The 17,404-nt window shown below is 70.6% G+C and carries 16 protein-coding genes and 1 tRNA gene; 10 read left to right on the top strand and 7 right to left on the bottom strand.

Going from position 1 to position 17,404, the window contains the following annotated elements; translation table 11 throughout:
- Positions 1-218, top strand: a 218-nt coding sequence (locus LX88_RS24545; RefSeq protein ID WP_307790909.1) for a transposase, incomplete at its 5' end; no start/stop codon positions are given.
- Positions 219-625: 407 nt separating this feature from the next.
- On the opposite strand, the gene LX88_RS24540 is transcribed toward LX88_RS24545, so the two are convergent.
- Positions 626-2,389 (bottom strand): AAA family ATPase, encoded by a 1,764-nt coding sequence (locus LX88_RS24540; RefSeq protein ID WP_258950153.1) that lies wholly within the window; start codon positions 2,387-2,389, stop codon positions 626-628.
- The gene (locus LX88_RS24535; protein WP_258950152.1) at positions 2,386-3,771 is read right to left on the bottom strand and encodes a vWA domain-containing protein; all 1,386 of its coding nucleotides are present in this window, start codon (positions 3,769-3,771) and stop codon (positions 2,386-2,388) included. Before LX88_RS24535 ends, LX88_RS24540 begins: the two co-directional genes overlap by 4 nt.
- A gap of 24 nt (positions 3,772-3,795) precedes the next feature.
- Here LX88_RS24535 and LX88_RS24530 point away from each other — a divergent pair.
- Positions 3,796-3,871: transfer RNA gene (locus LX88_RS24530), tRNA-OTHER, on the top strand.
- 3 nt (positions 3,872-3,874) lie between these two features.
- Here the strand turns inward: LX88_RS24530 and LX88_RS24525 are convergent.
- From LX88_RS24525 to LX88_RS24515, 3 genes are all read right to left on the bottom strand, one after another.
- The gene (locus LX88_RS24525; RefSeq protein ID WP_258950151.1) at positions 3,875-4,687 is read right to left on the bottom strand and encodes a hypothetical protein; all 813 of its coding nucleotides are present in this window, start codon (positions 4,685-4,687) and stop codon (positions 3,875-3,877) included.
- An 81-nt stretch (positions 4,688-4,768) separates the two neighbouring features.
- Positions 4,769-5,275: an HAD domain-containing protein gene (locus LX88_RS24520; RefSeq protein WP_258950150.1), complete on the bottom strand. Its 507-nt coding sequence runs from the start codon at positions 5,273-5,275 to the stop codon at positions 4,769-4,771.
- A 22-nt stretch (positions 5,276-5,297) separates the two neighbouring features.
- Positions 5,298-5,693 carry a nuclear transport factor 2 family protein gene (locus LX88_RS24515; RefSeq protein WP_258950149.1) on the bottom strand — a complete coding sequence of 132 codons (396 nt, stop codon included), beginning with the start codon at positions 5,691-5,693 and terminating at the stop codon, positions 5,298-5,300.
- Positions 5,694-5,904: 211 nt separating this feature from the next.
- Here LX88_RS24515 and LX88_RS24510 point away from each other — a divergent pair, with 211 nt between their 5' ends.
- Positions 5,905-8,865 carry an AfsR/SARP family transcriptional regulator gene (locus tag LX88_RS24510; RefSeq protein WP_258950148.1) on the top strand — a complete coding sequence of 987 codons (2,961 nt, stop codon included), beginning with the start codon at positions 5,905-5,907 and terminating at the stop codon, positions 8,863-8,865.
- Positions 8,866-8,882: 17 nt separating this feature from the next.
- Here the strand turns inward: LX88_RS24510 and LX88_RS24505 are convergent, their stop codons facing one another.
- On the bottom strand, positions 8,883-9,143 hold the full coding sequence (locus tag LX88_RS24505; protein WP_258950147.1) for a hypothetical protein: 261 nt from the start codon (positions 9,141-9,143) through the stop codon (positions 8,883-8,885).
- 358 nt (positions 9,144-9,501) lie between these two features.
- Here LX88_RS24505 and LX88_RS24500 point away from each other — a divergent pair, with 358 nt between their 5' ends.
- The 4 genes from LX88_RS24500 to LX88_RS24485 are packed head-to-tail and all read left to right on the top strand — an operon-like array spanning position 9,502 to position 14,156.
- The gene (locus LX88_RS24500) at positions 9,502-10,758 is read left to right on the top strand and encodes an MFS transporter (protein WP_258950146.1); all 1,257 of its coding nucleotides are present in this window, start codon (positions 9,502-9,504) and stop codon (positions 10,756-10,758) included.
- Positions 10,758-11,831, top strand: coding sequence for a branched-chain amino acid aminotransferase (locus LX88_RS24495; protein ID WP_258950145.1), 1,074 nt, complete (start codon positions 10,758-10,760; stop codon positions 11,829-11,831). The genes LX88_RS24500 and LX88_RS24495 overlap by 1 nt, the downstream gene beginning before the upstream one ends.
- 40 nt (positions 11,832-11,871) lie before the next feature.
- Entirely contained in the window at positions 11,872-12,888 is a 1,017-nt protein-coding gene (locus LX88_RS24490) for an asparagine synthetase A (protein ID WP_090064147.1), read from the top strand.
- A complete protein-coding gene (locus LX88_RS24485; RefSeq protein ID WP_258950144.1) occupies positions 12,885-14,156 on the top strand; it encodes a glutamate synthase-related protein in 1,272 nt (423 codons plus the stop codon). The genes LX88_RS24490 and LX88_RS24485 overlap by 4 nt, the downstream gene beginning before the upstream one ends.
- Positions 14,157-14,190: 34 nt before the next feature.
- Here the strand turns inward: LX88_RS24485 and LX88_RS24480 are convergent, their stop codons facing one another.
- Positions 14,191-15,372 (bottom strand): RNA-guided endonuclease InsQ/TnpB family protein, encoded by a 1,182-nt coding sequence (locus LX88_RS24480; RefSeq protein WP_258950170.1) that lies wholly within the window; start codon positions 15,370-15,372, stop codon positions 14,191-14,193.
- Between the two features lie 161 nt (positions 15,373-15,533).
- Here LX88_RS24480 and LX88_RS24475 point away from each other — a divergent pair, with 161 nt between their 5' ends.
- Genes LX88_RS24475 through LX88_RS24465 form a run of 3 tightly spaced genes read left to right on the top strand, consistent with a single transcriptional unit; the run spans position 15,534 to position 17,388 of the window.
- Positions 15,534-15,962, top strand: a complete 429-nt coding sequence (locus LX88_RS24475) for a cobalamin B12-binding domain-containing protein (RefSeq protein WP_258950143.1) — start codon at positions 15,534-15,536, stop codon at positions 15,960-15,962.
- Positions 15,959-17,167: a methylaspartate mutase gene (locus LX88_RS24470; RefSeq protein WP_258950142.1), complete on the top strand. Its 1,209-nt coding sequence runs from the start codon at positions 15,959-15,961 to the stop codon at positions 17,165-17,167. The genes LX88_RS24475 and LX88_RS24470 overlap by 4 nt, the downstream gene beginning before the upstream one ends.
- Before the next feature lie 11 nt (positions 17,168-17,178).
- Complete coding sequence (locus tag LX88_RS24465) at positions 17,179-17,388, top strand: MbtH family protein (RefSeq protein ID WP_090064150.1); 210 nt, start codon at positions 17,179-17,181, stop codon at positions 17,386-17,388.
- Positions 17,389-17,404: the final 16 nt, after the last annotated feature.

The following is a 17,404-nucleotide window of genomic DNA, read 5'->3' as shown; positions in this document are numbered from 1 at the left end:
CCCTGCCGGCGGACATCCGGCTGCGGGATCTGGTGCGGCTGGCCAAGATCCGCTGGCGCATCGAGCACGACTACCGCGAACTCAAAGACGGCCTCGGCCTCGACCACTTCGAAGGCCGCGCCTGGCTCGGATGGCACCGCCACGTCACCCTCGCCGCCGTCGCTCAAGCCATCTGCACCCAGCTCCGCCGCACCCCAAAAGCCCCTGCGCATGCCTGACGCTCTACGCGGTCCTGCGCGAACTCCAAGCCTTACTCGCGGTCTGGACAGGCGTCTGCCACACCTGCCGACAACCCGTCCAGACCCGAACAACCACACCAACAACCCAGGTCAGCCACATCTAACAAAGCACTACTAGTGGCGTGCTCAGAACTTCGCCGGGCAACGTTCTGAGCCACTTGACTAGTGTCCTGCGCCGGAAATTCGTCATCAAAGTATGAAGGTTGATGAGGGGAGCTTTCATCAACCTCAGGTTTGGGAAAGCTCCCCTCATCAACGTCGCGGGGCCTCAGCCACGCCGTCATCAACTGCACGCGGGGCGCTTTCGTGCGCTCCACGCGCACGAAAGCGCCCCGCGTGCGGCACAAACGGCAGGGACTTCAGCGGCGGACTTCCGGCGTAGGGCACTAGCGCGGTGTCCGGGCGAAGACCTCGATCCAGAACCGCTGCCGGTCCTCCGCCGCTCCGACGAGGTAGGTGGCCCGCAGCTTCGGCGGCAGCAGCGCGACCAGCCGCGTGATCACCTTGCGGTGCCGGCGCAACTGGGACAGCTCCGCGTTGGCCAGCACCTGGTGCACGACGTCGCCGTGGTCGCCGCCCTCGGCCGACGCCGACTCGGCGCGCAGCCGCTCCTCCCACAGGTGCACCTGCCGCGCGATCTCGCCGAGACCGGTGACCTGCCTGCCCGTCAGCCGATCGAGCAGCGCGGTCAGCGGAACGGGCGCGTACTCGCCGTCACCGAGGTAGATCGTGGCCAGTTCGAGCGGCAGACCGCGTTCGTGCAGCTTGACGAGCCGCTCGATGGTGCGCTTGGTGATCCACTCCCGGCCCTCGTCGTCGATGTCGTGCTTCCACCACTCCAGCACCGTCTCGGCCACCCCGCCGTACTTGCGGATCAGCCACTCGTTCGCCGGGATGTCGGACGGGTCGACCACGAGCGACGCGGTGAAGCGCGTCGCCTGCGCGATGTTGTTGCGTGCCACCAGGAGCTTGCGGCCCAGGTGGTACGGCGGGTTCTGGATCGCCACCTGGGCACGCAGGTTTTCGATCCGCTGCCCGGCCAGCGACCACTCCTGCGTGATCTCCATGAGGCGGGCGAACGCGGCCTTGTCCTTGGGGCGGTTGTACTCGTCCCACACGATCGCCTTCGGCTCACGGCCGGTGAACGGGCGCGCCAACAGGTTCTCCAGCGTGCCGTCGGACGTCGGCAGCGGCGCGCAGAGGTCCTCCACGTTGGTCACCGGCAACGAGAAGTACAGCGGGTCGCGGCCCAGTTCGGTACGGATCGTCTCGCGCACCAGCTCGGTCTTGCCGCAGCCGGGAGGTCCCTGCAGCAGCACGCTCCAGCGGTTGCGCAGCGCGGCTTTGAGCACCTGCCGCACCGGATCCGGAATGGTGGCGGGATTGCGCACACCGAGTGCGTTCGCGAGCCTGTCGAGGATCTCCGGCGTGCGGTCGCCGTGCTTGTCCTGCAGTCGTAGCCGCTCGCCGTTGACCAGCGGAAGTGCCCAGCGCAACGGGAAGCCCTCGCGCGCGTTGGCCAGGACGTGCTCCATCGTGCGTGGTGACAACGACTCCCGCAGCTCGTGGCCGAGCGAGTTCCACACGCCGAAGAACGCGCCGAGGTCCCACTCCCGGTATCGCGCCGCGAGAGTGGTGCGCCACGCCGTGTCGTTCGCGGTCATCCGCACGGTCACCATGCGGTCGAGGATCGCGAGGTCGCTGCGCCGCGCCGAGGTCTCGGCGAGCGACTCGTTGTCGGTCAGGAACACGCCGACGCAGCCGAGCTCGCGCAGGTCGTACTCGCCCAGCGTCCAGTTGCACGCGACCTGCATGAGCTGCGACTGGATCGTCTCGCCCGCCTGCAGCGAGTCGTCGATGAGCAGCACGAACTTCTTGCCGGGCCGCAGCTGGCTCATCACGAGCTGGCGCAGCACGAGCTCGCCGTCCTCGCGCACCGGCGCGTTGACCAGCAGGTCGTCCGGCGTGAGGTTGGCCGCCGGCACGAACACCAGCTCGGTGTCCGGGTACGCCTCGGCGATGTGCGAGAAGAACGTCGCGGTCTTGCCGATGCCGTGCGAGCCGAAGATCTGCCCGGTCTGCCCGATGTCGATCATCGCGTCGATGAACGCGGCCAGCTTCGGCCTGGTGGTGGTCCTCGCGGTGGTCATCGGCTTCTTCCGGTCACGGGCCGCACGCGGTGGCAGGCCATCGGTGGTGTGTGGTGGTCGGGCCAGTCGTCGCCGCCCTCGGTGATCAGCCAGATCCACTTGTCCGGCTCGGCGGGCGTGACGGGCGGGGCGAAGCCGTCGGTGAGCATGATGACCGCGTCCGGGCGCTCCTCGAAGTACTGACCGTCCACGGTGGAGCGTCCCTCGACGTGGTCGACGACGGCCTGGAAGCTGGTGCCGCCACCGCCGCGCACGGGCTCGCCCGGACGGAACGGCATCACCACGCCGTCGAAGGCCAGCCAGTGCGCCTGCACGCCGTCGATCCCGCCGACCAGCTCGGTCATCCACGTCACGACGCCCGGCGGCATCGACCCCGACGTGTCGTAGGCGATGACCAGCACCTTGTCCCGCACCGGTCCGCGCCGCGACAGCACCGGGTCGTGCCCGAGCACGGTCAGCACCGCACCGCGCTTCTTCGGGTACACCAGCCGTTCGCCCTCGCGCAGCTTCGACCCGAGCACGTCCACGAGCCACCGCTGCCACCAGTCGACCTGGCCGGTCCGCGACGTCGTGCCGCGCAGCACGCCCGCGCCGAGGCGGCCCCAGACCCCGGCCGCGCCGTCCTCGGTGCGGCCCATGAGGTCGAGCAGCTCGGACTCGGCGCCGCCGTGGCCGCGGCGTGCCGCCAGCAGGGAGTTCAGCAGCGCCGAGGACGCGACCGCGTCGACCGTCGCCTGGTCCAGCGGGACCTCGTGGGTCACGTGGACGCACAGCGGCGCGGGCACAGGAGGGTTCCTCATCCGCTTGAGCTCGGAGTAGACGGTCGTGTCGATGACGATGAAGTCGTCATACGCCAAGGGAACGAGTCCCTGGTCGGTCAGGTCCTCCACGTACTTCGCGTGGACCTCCACCGGATCGATGCCGATCGGCTTCCCGTCCAGCACCGGCAGATCCCTGTCCAGCCGCACCTGTGCGACGTGGTTGATCACCACCTCGGCGGCGAGCGTGAACACCGGGTCGTCGCGCAGCTCCTGCTCGACGAACAGGTGCCGGTGCACCAGGTGCCGGGCCTCGTGGAACAGCACGAACTTGACGCCGTCTAGTCCGATGCCGACGAAGAAGCCAGGGTTGAACAGCAGCAGGCAGGTGCCGTCGCCGGACGCGACGACCGCCGCCGTCCCGATCGCCGTCGTGGCGATCTGGTGGGGGCACTTGGAGAACAGCCACGACGCGACCGCGGACTCGGTGAGCCCGAAGTCGAGCAGCGCGGCCTCCTTGAGCCGCTCGGCCTCGGCGATCACCTCCGCCGCCGCGGGCCGCCAGTCCACCAGCGCTCGCCGGTCCGTCAGGTCGACGACCGGTGTCCGTTTCCGGTAATCCATTTCCCCACCAGTAGGATCCGTGCCGACGGGTCGTAGCGCAGAGGCAGGCGCACCAACTTGCACGGTCGGGGCACGCTGGTTCGAATCCAGCCGCCCGTCACCCTCAGACGTGCGCGATGGCGCCGCTGGTCCTCACCAGTTCCGGCACCGTCCCCGCGAACGTCGGCAGCAACCGCGCCAGCACCGCCCAGGCGTCCGGATTCACGCCGACCTCGGCGTGCACCAACGGCGCCAGCACCGCGGCGGCCTCCCGTGCCCGGCGCGGGAACAGCACCTCGCCGAGACGCAGCACCTCGAGCACCTCGTGCGGAGGTCTGGTCAGTTCGACGTACTCCGCCGGCTCGACGATGCCCGCCAGCCGCATCCGGTGCGTGAACTTGGCGTGCGACCCGAACTGCGCGCGCACCGCCGGCGGACAGTCGACCCGTTCGGTCAACGCCCACCGCGCATAACCGGGCAACGGCTCCGCCCGGTCCGCCGCGGCGACCTCGGCCCAGTCGTCGGCGCCCACAGTCCGCGCCGCGATCCGGGCCGTCTCCATCGTCCGCGCCTCGCGCAGGTCGCCGACCACTCCGTGCGGGCCGACCGGGATCTCGGGAGCCTGGCCGTGCACGAGCACGTGCAGGCGTCCCCCGGTGCCCCCGAACGGCACACCGCGCAGGATGTCGCGCTTGATCGTGCCGGGGGTGCCGGAGTGGTTGAACAGCACCCGGTTCGTCGCGGGATCGTCCTCCTGGAGCATCCACAGCAGCACCGAGCGGGGCCGCGGCAGCCGATCCAGCGACAGCGCCGCGTGCTCGACGGCGAGCTCCTCCGGCTCGCCGACGCCGAGCCGCCGCCGCACCGCGGCCGCGTCGTCCTGGTCGATCAGCGAGAGCAGGAAATGCACTCCCGGATGGCCGTTCCCCCTGTTCACAGCGGGAAGTATCGCAGACGGCGCAGCGTGGTCGCGCCGGATTTCCGGTGGGTCCACCGCCGCTGGTCCGCAGCCAGTCCATCAAGGACTGTCGTGCAGCCACGCTTCGAGCCTCACGAAGTCGGCGTCGGTGACGCCGGTCGCGGAGTCGACGCGGAGGAGCAGGGCCCCTTCGCGGTGCCGTTCCGCCACCCAGACGCGGTCGAGATCGCTGATCTCGTCGTCGACCCACACGAACGGGCGGCCGGCCGCGATCTCGACCAACGCCCGCGTCTTCCAGTGCAGCACGCCTGCCTCGTCCTCCAGCGGCGCGTCAGGAAGGTCGGCCACCGGCAACTGCGGCAGGCCGAGGAGCGGGGCGATCACCGCGTTGGCGTCGTGCATCCACGCGGTGGCCCACATCAGGTCGCAGCCCAGCGCCAGCAGTCGCGTGCCGTGTTCCGGAGCGAGTGCGGCCAGGTGCGGGTTGGACGGGAGTTGCCACTCGGCCCAGTGTTCGAGGGTGGACGGCAGCTGTACCCCGCCGTGGGGCAGCAGGGTTCCGTCGACGTCCAGGAAGACCAGCGGGCGTGCCGGAGGCTTGATCACGCACGCACGGTATCGACCGGGGTCACGCTGGAGGCGGCAGGTAGTAGAACCGCCGCCGGCTCAGCAGCAACGAGTCGTCGGACAGCGTGAAGAAGTCGGCGAAATCGAATTCGCGGGGTTCGAAGCGTTGCCCGGTACCCGGTGGCGAGTAATGGCCGACGGCCACCACGCAATGCCCGTCGCCGATCACCTTGAACAGTTCGTGGGTGCCTGTGGTGGTGCGTGCGAGGTGCAACGCGGCCGCGCGGCCGTGGCAGGCCGGTGCGTCGGGTGTGCGCACCTGCATGTCCTCGTGCAGCAGTGACGCGTAGGCGTCCAGGTCGCCCTCGTCCAGGTACAGGTAGGACAACCGGACGTGGTCGACGCCTGCGGCCAGCGTCGCCGCGCTGGGGGGCGTGCGTCGGCCGTCTCCCGTCATGGCGAACTCCTTCGGGCCGCTCAGAATGCAATGCCCAGAGTTTCATCTGCCGATAACCCAGGCCTATCACGGCGCTTTCCCGGCGCTCATCGCTGTGGAAATCCTCCCGGATGGCGGGATGATCGAGCATCCGCCGGATATACAAGTACATCCCGGGTTGCATACATTGAAGAAGTCGGTCGCTGGGGGAACACGAGGAGGGGCGGCGGACGTGAGTGCGGTGCTGCGCAGGTCTGGGGATTCGGTGTTGCGGATCCTCGGGCCGATCGAGGTCGAGGGGCCCGCAGGGCCGGTGTGGGTGACGCCGGGCCGCCAGCAGGTCGTGCTCGCGCTGCTGCTGATGGAGGCCAACCAGGTCGTCAGCACGGACCAGATCGTGGACACGCTGTGGAACCAGCTCCCCCCGGACACCGCGCGCACCCAGGTGCAGATCTGCGTGTCGCGGTTGCGCAAGAAGCTGGCCGACGCGGGTGTCGACCTGCCGATCGTCACGCGGATGCCCGGCTACCAGTTGCTCTTGGGCGGCAACACGCTCGACATGCACGTCTTCGCCGGCAAGCTCGCCGAGGCCAGGGTGCTGGTCAAGGAGGGGCGCGCGGCCGAGGCGGCGAGCCTGCTGCGGTCTGCCGTGGCGTTGTGGCGCGGTCCTTGTCTGAGCGGGCTGCCGAACCCGGCGTTGCGCGCCCGCGCGTTGCGGCTGGACGAGGACCTGCTGACCGCGACCGAGGACTACCTCGAACTGGAGCTCGAACTCGGCCGCCACCACCAGATCGTCGGTGAGGTCGCCCGCCTCGTCCAGGAACACCCGATGCGCGAACGGATGCGGGCGGTGCTGATGCTCGCGCTGCACCGCGCGGGCAGGCCCGGCGAGGCGCTGGAGGTGTTCCGGACGGGCCGGCACCTGCTGGTCGAGGAACTGGGCCTGGAACCGGGAGAACGGTTGCGGTTGCTGGAGTCCGCGATCCTCGCCGGGGACACCATCGGCGGCCGGCCGGAGCCGGGCCCGCCCGTTCCTCCGCCCGCGCCGAGTTTCGAACGGCCGCGCCAGCTGCCCGCCGACACCGCGGACTTCGTCGGCAACGAGGCCCTGATCCGCACCGCCGAGGCCGTGCTCGTCGGCGGTGACCGAAGAGCCGTGGGCGTGGTGGTGGTCATCGGCAGACCGGGCAGCGGCAAGACGACCGTCGCCGCCCACATCGGCCACCGGGTCGCCGACCGGTTCCCCGACGGCCAGCTGTACTGCGACCTGCGCGGCACCCGTGAGGAACCGACCGCCGCGGCCGACGTGCTGGGCCGGTTCCTGCTGGCGCTGGGCATTCCCGGCACGGTCATCCCGATGGGCCTGGACGAGCGCGTCGAGATGTACCGGACGTTGATGGCCGAACGGCGCACCCTCGTGGTGCTGGACGACGCGTCCGCCGAGAGCCAGGTGATCCCGCTGCTGCCCGGCAGCAACACGTGCGCCGTGCTGGTGACCAGCCGGTCGCGGCTCACCGGCGTGCCGGGTGCGCGTCAGGTCGAGGTCGAGGTGTTCGACGCGGCGCAGTCGCTCGACCTGCTTGGCCGGGTGATCGGCGGCGAACGGGTGGCGCGGGAGTCCGAGGCCGCCGCGGCACTCGTGCGGACCGTCGGCGGGTTGCCGCTGGCGTTGCGGATCATCGCGGCACGGCTGGCGGCGCGGCCGCACTGGTCGCTCGCGTCGATGGTGCACCGGCTGGCCAGCGAACGGCACCGGCTCGACGAGCTGGCGCACGGCGAGATGACCATCCGGGCGAGTCTTTCCCTGACTCACAACGGAATGGACCGGCGTTCGGCGGCGCTGTTCGGCCTGCTCGGCCTCGCGGAGGGCCCGGAACTGCCCGGCTGGGTCGCGGGCGCGGTGCTCGACGACGACTCCCGCTACCCGTCGGATCTGCTGGAACCGTTGGTGGACGTGCAGATGCTGGACGTGACCACGGTCGAGCGCACCGGCGAGTTCCGCTACCGCTACCAGGACATCGTGCGGCTGTTCGCCCTCGAGAAGCTCCACGCCGAGGTGTCGCCGGACATGCGGCGGCGTGCGGTGGAACGTCTCCTCGGCGGATGGCTGGCTTTGGCGGAGCAGGCCCACCGCTCCATCTACGGTGGCGACTACGCGGTGCTGCACGGCACCTCGATGCGGTGGCTGCCGCCGTCGACGTCCGTCCAGCAGGTGGCCGCCGACCCGCTGGAGTGGCTGGACGGCGAGCAGGCCAACCTGTGCGCGGCGATCTCCCAGGCCGCCGACGCCGGGTTCGACGAGGCCTGCTGGGACCTGGCCGTCACGGCCGCGACGCTGTTCGAGTCGCACGGCTACCTGGACGACTGGGAGAAGACGCACGAGAAGGCGTTGCAGGCCACCCGTGCCGCCGGGAACGCCCGCGGCACGGCGGCGGTGCTGAGCTCACTGGGCACGTTGCACATCAACCGCGGCCAGACCGCCCGCGCGCACGAGGCGCTGACGACGGCACTGGCGACGTTCCAGGAACTGGACGACCCGCGCGGACTCGCGCTCTGCCGCCGCGACCTCGGGTTGCTCGCGCGGTGGGCGGGTGACGACGACGAGGCGCTCGTCCTCTACGCGGACGCGATGCGCGACCTGGACCGGGCGAAGGACCTCGTCGGCAGGGGCATCGTGCTGACGCACCAGACGGACGTCCTGTGCCGGCGCGGCCGGACGGACGAGGCCACGGCACAGCTGCTCGAAGCGATCATGATCTTCGAGGGAGCGGGCTACCGCAACGGGATCCCGCACGCGCTGCGGCGGATCGGCCAGGTGCAGGTGCGGGCGGGCAGGGACCACGACGCGCTCGTCACGTTCACGCGGGTGCTCGGCATGGTGCGGGAGAGCCGCGACGTGATCGGGGAAGGGCACCTGCTGCGCAACCTCGGTGAGGTGAACGCGAGACTCGGCCGGGACCGCGAGGCGCGGGCGTACCTGGAGCAGGCACTGGCGGCGCGGGAACGGATCATGGACCTCGTCGGCGCCGCGGCGATCCGGGTGGACCTGGCGCCGGTGCTCGCTCGCCTCGGAGACTCGAACCGGGCGTCGGAGCTCGTGCTGCACGCGGTGCAGATCTTCGGAGACCGGGGGATGGAGCGGGAGCGGGTGGCGGCCGAGGAGGCGCTCACCGTTCTGACGGCAGGGCGTTAGGTGTCGAGGACGGAGCCTTAGTTCCAGGGGTTGCTGTCGGCGGGCACACCGTTCCAGGGGTTGCTGTCGGCGGGCACACCGTTCCAGGGGTTGCTGTCGGCCGGCGCGCCGTTCCACGGGTTGCTGTCGTCCTGCACCGAGTTCCACGGGTTGCTCTCCGCCGCGACGTGCGAGGGGGCGGCCGGCACGTCCGTGCCCACGATCGCGGCACCCAGACCGAACACGAGGGCGGCACCGGCGACGGCGGTGGCGATCCGGGTGAACGCGGCGTGCGTCATGAGATTCTCCTCAGGTGTTCGGTACGAGTTTTCAGCGGCTATTTCCGGCTGATGTCCAAAACGCTATTGGCTGCGGCATTCCCGCCCCTATCTCGTCGGCAATCCCGGCGCTATCGCGACCGGCAGCTTTGTTCGACGGGTGATGGTTAGCGATGTAAGAGCAGCTCAGAGCGTTCCGCTCGCGTCGGCCGACGAGGTTCCATGCGATTTGTCCGAGCGGATTGCTCTGAGATGCCGCCGGGATAGCGCGATATCCGAGATTGGTGCCTGTCCAGCCACGGCAGCCCAGGAAAACCGTCTCGGAGGAAATGATGTCCGCCAGCGATCATCGACCGACAGTCCCCGCCGGGATCCTCCGGTGACCGCGGTGCCCGAGGTGGACGACCCCGGCGTGAAGGCCGAGGCCCCGCGCTCGCTGTGGCGTGACCGCCGGGCGTTGGGCTGGGCGTTCGCCACCGGCGTCTCGGCGGTCGGCGACGAGATCTGGTACGTCGCCCTCGCGTTCACCGCCGCCCAGCTCGGCAACGCCGCACTGGCCGGCCTGGTCCTGGCCTGTGCCACCATCCCGCGCGCTCTGCTGACGATCCTCGGCGGCGCGCTCACCGACCGCTTCGACGCCCGCCGCATGATGATCGGCGCGGACCTGGCGCGGATCGTCGTGCTGGCGGGAGCACTGCTGGCGCTCGCCGCGACCGGGGTGTCCGCGGGCCTGCTCATGGTCGTGGGCCTGCTGTTCGGTGTGGCGGACGCGTTCTACGGACCCGCGTCCGGCGCGTTCCCCCGGCAACTGGTGCGCAGGAGCGAACTGGTCAGGCTGTCGGCGTTGCGGCAGCTGCTCGACCGGCTGGCCGGCGTCGTCGGCGCACCGCTGGGCGGTCTCGTGCTCGTGGCGTGGGGACTGGGCGGCGCGATGCTGCTCGACCTCATCTCGTTCGCGGTGGTCCTCGTGGTGCTCGTCGCGGTCCGGCCGCGGTGGCCGCTGGCGCGGTCGACCGGGAACACGGTCCGCACCGACATCCGCGACGGGCTCAACTACCTGAGGCTGACCCCGAAGGTCCGCGACCTCGTGATCACGTTGTCCGGCCTCAACGTCTTCGTCAGCCCGGTGGTCGCGGTCGGGCTCGCACTGCACGCCGTGGGCAGCGGCTGGGGCGGGGTCGGCCTGGGCTGGCTGACCGCCGCGATGGGCGGCGGTGCCGCGATCGGCACCCTCATCGTCCTGAAGTGGCGCCCGGAACGACCGCTGCGCGCCGCCGTGCTGCTGTTGTTCGGTCAGGCCGCGTCACTCGCCCTCGTCGGCAACGCCGGTTACGCGGCGACGCTCGGCGGGATGGTCGTGGTCGGTGTCGTCGCCGGACTGGCCTCACCGATGCTGTCCGGCGCCTTCCAGGCGACCGTCGACGAGGAGTACATCGGCCGGGTCGGCTCCGTGCTCTCGCTCACCGACGACGCGCTGATGCCTCTCACCATGGTCGGTTTCGGCCTCCTCGCCCAGCTCCTGGGCCTCGGTACCGCCGCACTGCTGTTCGCCGGCGGCTTCATCGCGCTGCTCCTCTACGCCCTTTCCCGCCCACACGTGCGGGACCTGCGGATCCCGGACGAAAGGAACTCCTGATGACCACGCAGCTCAGCTCGCCCGCCACCAGCAACCCTGGCCACGGCGACGCTTTCACCGACCACATGGTCAGCCTCTCCTGGAACGCCGTCGACGGCTGGCACGACCGCCGCGTCGGCCCGCTGGAGCCGCTCCCGCTGCACCCGGCGACGATCGGCCTGCACTACGCCCAGGTGATCTTCGAGGGACTCAAGGCCCACCGCGGCCCCGACGGCTCGGTGTCGGTGTTCCGCCCGGACCGCAACGCGCTGCGGTTCCAGAGCTCCGCTCGCCGGCTCGCGATGCCGGAGCTGCCGGTCGAGGACTTCCTGACCGCGATCGACGACCTGGTGCTGCTCGACGGCGCCGGACTGCCCGACGACCCGTCGATCAGCCTCTACCTGCGGCCGCTGATGTTCGCGACGGACCCGAACCTGATGCTGCGCCCGTCCGACGAGTACCGGTTCCTGCTGATGGCGTTCGTCGCCGGCGGCTTCTTCGGCGACAAGGCCCTCGAACCGGTCTCGGTGCTCATCAGCCGCGAGCACAGCCGCGCCGTGATGGGCGGCACCGGCGACGTCAAGTGCGCCGCGAACTACGGCCCGTCGTTCGTCGCGCAGAACCTCGCCCGCCAAGCGGGGTGCCAGCAGGTCGTGTGGCTCGACGCCGCCGAGCACCGGTGGGTCGAGGAGATGGGCGGCATGAACCTGTTCTTCGTGCGCCGCACCGGTTCCGGCACCGAGGTCGTCACGCCCGGGCTGACCGGCACGCTGCTGCCCGGCGTCACCCGCGAGTCGCTGCTCGTGCTGGCGGACCGGATCGGTCACACCGTCCGCGAGGAGCGGATCTCGGTGGACCAGTGGCGCGAGGAGTGCGCGGCGGGCCTGATCACGGAGGTCTTCGCCTGCGGCACGGCGGCCGTGGTGACCCCGGTCGGCACCGTGCGCGACCGCGACGGCGACTGGGTGATCGGCGACGGCACCGCCGGACCGGTGACCCGCGAGCTGCGCCAGGCGCTGGTCGACACCCAGCGCGGCGTCCTGCCCGACCCCGGCGGCTGGCGGCGCGTGATCGTCCCCGCGTCCGGCCTCTGACCGTCCCGATCACGAAAACCCAAGGGTGGGGAAGAAAAACATGGAGCACGCAACGAGTGTCGTGATCGAGCCCGCCGCCGACCGGCGTCCGCCGCCACTGGCCGAGCACCTGAACTCGGACGTCACCAGGGCCGCGATGCTGATCCAGCAGGAGGTGCTCGGCGCCGCCAGGGCCTTCCTGCGCGGTGAGGGTTTCGTCGAGATGCTGCCGCCGGTGATCGGCCCGGTGACCGATCCCGGAGCACGCGGTTCCAAGCAGGTCGACGTCGACTACTACGGCCACAAGTACAAGGTCATGAGCAGCGGCATCCTCTACAAGCAGGCGTCGCTGCTGACGTTCGAGAAGCTGTTCTACATCGCGCCCAACGTCCGCGCCGAACCGGTCGAGACCTGCAACACCCAGCGCCACCTCGCGGAGTTCCACCAGATCGACGTGGAGATCGCGAACGGCACCCGCGCCGACGCGATGGGCGTGGCGGAACGGCTGCTGACCTACGTCGTGCGGCACGCGCTGACCGCGGTACCCGAGCAGTTCGAGCTCCTCGAGCGCGACCCGCTGGCGTTCGCCTGGCTGCTGTCCGGGCCGTTCGGCGTGCTCAGCCACCGCGAGGCGGTCGACGAGCTGCACCTGCTCGGCCACCCGCAGAGCCCGGACGCCGAGATCGCCTGGACCGGCGAGGAACTGCTGTCGCGGCAGAAGGACCGCCCGTTCTTCGTCACCGACTACCCGAAGGGCTCGCGCGGTTTCTACGACCGGGAGAGCACCACCGAACCGGGCCGGCTGCGCAACTTCGACCTGCTCGCGCCCGAGGGCTACGGCGAGCTGGTCAGCGGCAGCGAACGCGAGTCGGACTACGCCACGATCGTCACGCGGATGCGCGAGACCGGGGAGAACCCGGCGAAGTACCGCTGGTACCTCGACGTCATGCGCCAGGGCGTGCCGCGCAGCGCCGGGTTCGGGATGGGCCTGGAGCGGCTCACCCGGTTCCTCACCGGGCTGGACGCGGTGTGGCAGGTCAACGCGTACCCGAAGGTGCCAGGGGAGATGGCACCGTGAGGGCGGGCGGGTTCCCCGAGGAACAGGTGCGGGCGCGTGCCCGCACCGGTGCGGCGGAGGCGTTCCCTCCCGTCGAGTCCTACGGCCACGAGGTGTTCGGCCAGAACGCCTCCGGCGAGGCCCAGCCGGCGGACGAGCTCGACACGGCCAGGCTGGTGCCGCCGGTGTTCATGCCGCTGCGGCTGGAGAAGCTGATCGACCTCGGCCGCGAGCCGCTGCAGTCCGATGTGGACCTGACGACCGCGGTCGGCGGCTTCACCTCGGCGCTGCCGGTGTTCCTGTCCGCGTTCGGTTCCACGCGGATCGGCAGCTCCGAGGTGTCGGTCGCGGCCAGCAGGCAGGCGGGCGCGCTGGGCATCCCGATGGTGATCGGCGAGAACGTCGTGCCCGTCACCGGGTACCGGCGCGAGCCGGACGCCACCACCGGGATGCTCGCCAGGGTCCGCGCCTACCTCGACGAGGCCGGCCCGTCGCTCGGCGGGGTCGTGGTGCAGCAAAGCACCGAGGACGCGGACGCCGAGGTGTGGAACCTCGTCTACAGCGATCCCGCCGCGGAACCGTTGCTCGCCAGCGGGAGGCTGGGCTTCGAGCTCAAGGTGGGCCAGGGCGCGAAGCCCGGACTCGGCGGCCTTACCGTGCTCGACCGCGCCACGGCCGCACGGGTGTCCGAGCAGTTCGCCATCGACGACCTGTGGTCCGGTCCCGGTGTGCTGCGTTCGGGCAGCCCGGGCACGTTCACCGACGAGATCCTGCGCCAGCAGATCCGGTTCATGCGCAACAACTTCCCGCGCGCCCGGATCTGGGTGAAGCTGCACCCCGGCCGGGACGTGGCGCAGGCCGCGGCGTGCGCGTGGGAGGCCGGTGCGGACGCGGTCACCGTGGACGGTGCCGAGGGTGGCACCGGGTGGGCGCCGCGCGCGTTCCTCGACCACGTCGGGCTGCCGCTGGCCGAGTGCCTGCGGCGGATCGGCACGCCGTCCGGCTGCCTGCTGGCCACCGGCCGCATGTGGGAGGGCGGGCGCGCGGTCAAGGCGCTCGCGCTCGGGGCCACCGCCGTCGGGCTCGGCCGTGCCGCGCTCACCGCCGTGGACACCGATCCCGAGCACGGCCTGCGCAAGCTCGTCGAGTGCCTCGCCTTCGAGGTCCAGCTGCTCACCAGCGCGCTGGGCAAGTACACCCCTGCCGCGTTGAGCGGCGAGGACGTCTGGTTCCCCGGCCGGTCCGGCGCCGCCGACCCCGCACCCCGTCATCGAGAAAGCCTCACCTGACTTGACTTCTTCTCCCTCGTGAACGAGGGGATTCCTACGGCTCGCGCCGCGGGGTTTTCTGCTTCGTCACCGACTGCCCGCCCGGAGGATTCCGTTGAGGTCTTACACCGGCTCCACAGACTGTCACCGCCAGCCCGGCGGCCAGGATGTTGCGTGCCGCGTTCACGTCCCGGTCATGGGTCGCCCCGCAGGCACAGGTCCACGTGCGCACGCCCAGCGGCATCCCCGCCGCGAGCGCGCCGCAGACCGAGCAAAGTTTGGACGACGGGAACCAGCGATCCACGACGATCACGTCCCGCCCGTACCAGTTCGCCTTGTACTGCAGTTGTTGCCGGAACTGCCGCCAGCCCGCATTACTGATCGCACGAGCCAGGCGATGGTTACCGACCATGTTCGACACGGCCAGATCCTCGATCACGAGCGTTTGAGTCTCACGCACGAGCCGAGTAGTGACCTTGTGCAGGAAGTCGGAACGCCGATCGGCGATCCGGGCGTGGATACGGGCGACCTTGACGCGGGCCTTGTCCCGGTTGCCGCTGCCCTTCTGCTTACGGCACAACGCCCGCTGGGCCCTGACCAGTGCCGTGCGATCGCGGCGCTCGTGCCGGGGATTGCCGATCTTCTCCCCGCTCGAGAGAACCAGCAGGTGATCGAGACCGACATCGATGCCCACCACCGCATCGGTGGCGGGCAACGGGCGCACGCCGGGGTCCTCGCACAGCAGAGACACGAACCAGCGCCCGGCCGAATCCCGCGACACCGTCACCGTCGACGGCGCTACACCCTCGGGCAGCGGCCGGGACCAGCGGATGTCCAGCGGCTCGGCCATCTTCGCCAGCGTCAGCACACCGTCACGCCAGCGGAACGCCGAACGCGTGTACTCCGCCGAAGCGCGCGACCTCTTCCGCGACTTGAACCGCGGAAACCGCGCCCGCCTGGTGAAGAAGTTCGTAAACCCAGCCTGCAGATGCCGCAACGCCTGCTGCAGCGGCACCGACGACACCTCGGCCAGAAACGCCAGCTCCTCGGTGCGTTTCCACGCGGTCAGCAACGCCGACGTGGCCTCGTAACCGACTCGTTCCCCACGCTGCGTCCACGCCTCCGCGCGGGCGTGCAACGCCAAGTTGTAGACCTTGCGGACACATCCGAACGTGCGCGACAACTCCGCCGCCTGCGCCTCGCTCGGATAGAAGCGGTACCGAAAAGCCCGCTTCACCAGCTCGTTCACCGTTCACAGATTACCCGGCCACTGTGCGCCCCTGTACGACCGGGTCGTGGACAGCGTATCGCCCCGGCGACACGGCTGTTTCCGCTCTGCTTCGCAAAGGTCCCAATCCTCCTCGTCCTGAAGGACGAGGTCTCCTCAGAGGACTTCAGATGAACAACCTGGTCCTGCTGTCCGGAACCGCCTCGGACTCGCACACCTGGAACCTCGTCTACCTCCAGCTGCTGCTGGAGGAGGCGGGGCACCGCGTGATCAACCTCGGCGCGTGCGTGCCGCCCGTGCTGCTCGCCGACGAGTGCGAGGCCGAACAGCCCGATCTCGTCGTCCTCAGCACGGTCAACGGACACGGCTACCAGGACGGGCCGCGCGCGATCGCCGAGCTGCGGAGCCGGCCCGGCCTCGCGGCCGTCCCGGTCGTCATCGGCGGCAAGCTCGGCACCGGCGGCCCGGAGCCCGTGCAGGCAGATGCTTTGCGGGCAGCGGGTTTCGCCGAGGTCTTCGACGACGAGACCGCCATCACGCGGTTCCGGGAGTTCATCACGACGAACGCGTTGTGCCGCACGGCGGGCACGGCGTCATGACCGGGTTCGCGGACGCGGTCGCGCGGGCCGCGGCCGCGGGCAGGCTGGTGGTGCAGCCCCGCATGGGCATGGCGTCTCCGCTGGAGATGCGGGCCGGGCTGCTGGCGGTGCGCGGTGCCGGCGCCACCACGGTCGGCACCCTCACCGTCGACAGCTACACCAGGGTCGGCGACCACCGGGCGGCGCTGACGGCGTTGCACGACGGCGCCCGCCTCAACGGCTACCCGATCGTCTCGCACCACCCGGACACCACGCGGGCCGTGCTGGACGGGCTGACCGGGTTCCCCGTGCAGGTGCGGCACGGATCCGCCGACCCGCGCGCCATCTTCGGCGCGCTGGCGGCGGCCGGGCTGGACGCGACCGAGGGCGGTCCGGTGTCGTACTGCCTGCCCTACAGCCGCAAACCGCTGCGCGACTCGGTCGAGCACTGGACCGAGGCGTGCGAGAACTTCTCCGGCCACCTGGAGACCTTCGGCGGCTGCATGATGGGCCAGCTGTGCCCGCCGGGACTGCTGGTCGCCCTCAGCGTCCTGGAGGCGGTGTTCTTCCGCTTCCACGGCGTGCGGAGCGTCTCGCTGAGCTACGCCCAGCAGACCAACGCGGACCAGGACGCCGAGGCGATCCGCGCCCTGCGCGTGCTCGCCGCCCGCTTCCTGTCCGATGTGGACTGGCACGTCGTGGTCTACGCGTACATGGGCGTGTTCCCCCGCACACGGGCCGGGGCGCGGCTGCTGAACGACAACGCCGCGCGGCTGGCCGTCCGTGCGGGCGCCGAGCGGCTGATCGTCAAGACCGTGGCCGAGGCGCACCGCATCCCCACCGTCGCCGAGAACGTCGACGCCCTGGAGAGCGCCGCCGAGGCCGCGGCACAGGCCGAACCCGAACAGTCCTTCGCAGACACCGGCGTGCTGGCCGAGGCGACGGCGCTCGTCGAGGCGGTGCTCGAACTGCCGGGTGATCCCGGCGAGGCGCTGCTCGCCGCGTTCCGGCGCGGCCTGCTCGACGTGCCGTACTGCCTGCACCCCGACAACGCGGGCCACACCCGCAGTCACATCGACGACACCGGCCGGCTGCGGTGGTCGTCCGCCGGCGCCATGCCGATCCCGCGGTCCTCAGTGGACCGCTCCGGACCGGCACCGGACTCGGCGAGCCTGCTCACCGCCCTGCACCGCGTCGCGCACCTGCACGACGCCCGAACCCACTGAGGAGACGAGCCATGACCACCAACCCGTTCGAGGACGCCGACGGCGTGTACCTGGTGCTGGTCAACGAGGAGAACCAGCACTCCCTGTGGCCGCAGCGCATCCCCGTGCCCGAGGGCTGGACCCAGACCTTCGGCCCGGACGGACGCGACGCCTGCCTGGCGTACGTCGAGGAGCACTGGACGGACCTGCGGCCCGCCAGCCTCATCGCCTCGATGTCCTGACCCGACCTTCCCTACC

It is taken from the genome of Lentzea californiensis (assembly GCF_024648825.1).
In the GTDB taxonomy this organism is placed as follows: Bacteria; Actinomycetota; Actinomycetes; order Mycobacteriales; family Pseudonocardiaceae; genus Lentzea; species Lentzea californiensis.
The sequence above is the reverse complement of the archived record's forward strand: the minus strand, read 5'-3'. Positions and strand labels throughout refer to the sequence as shown.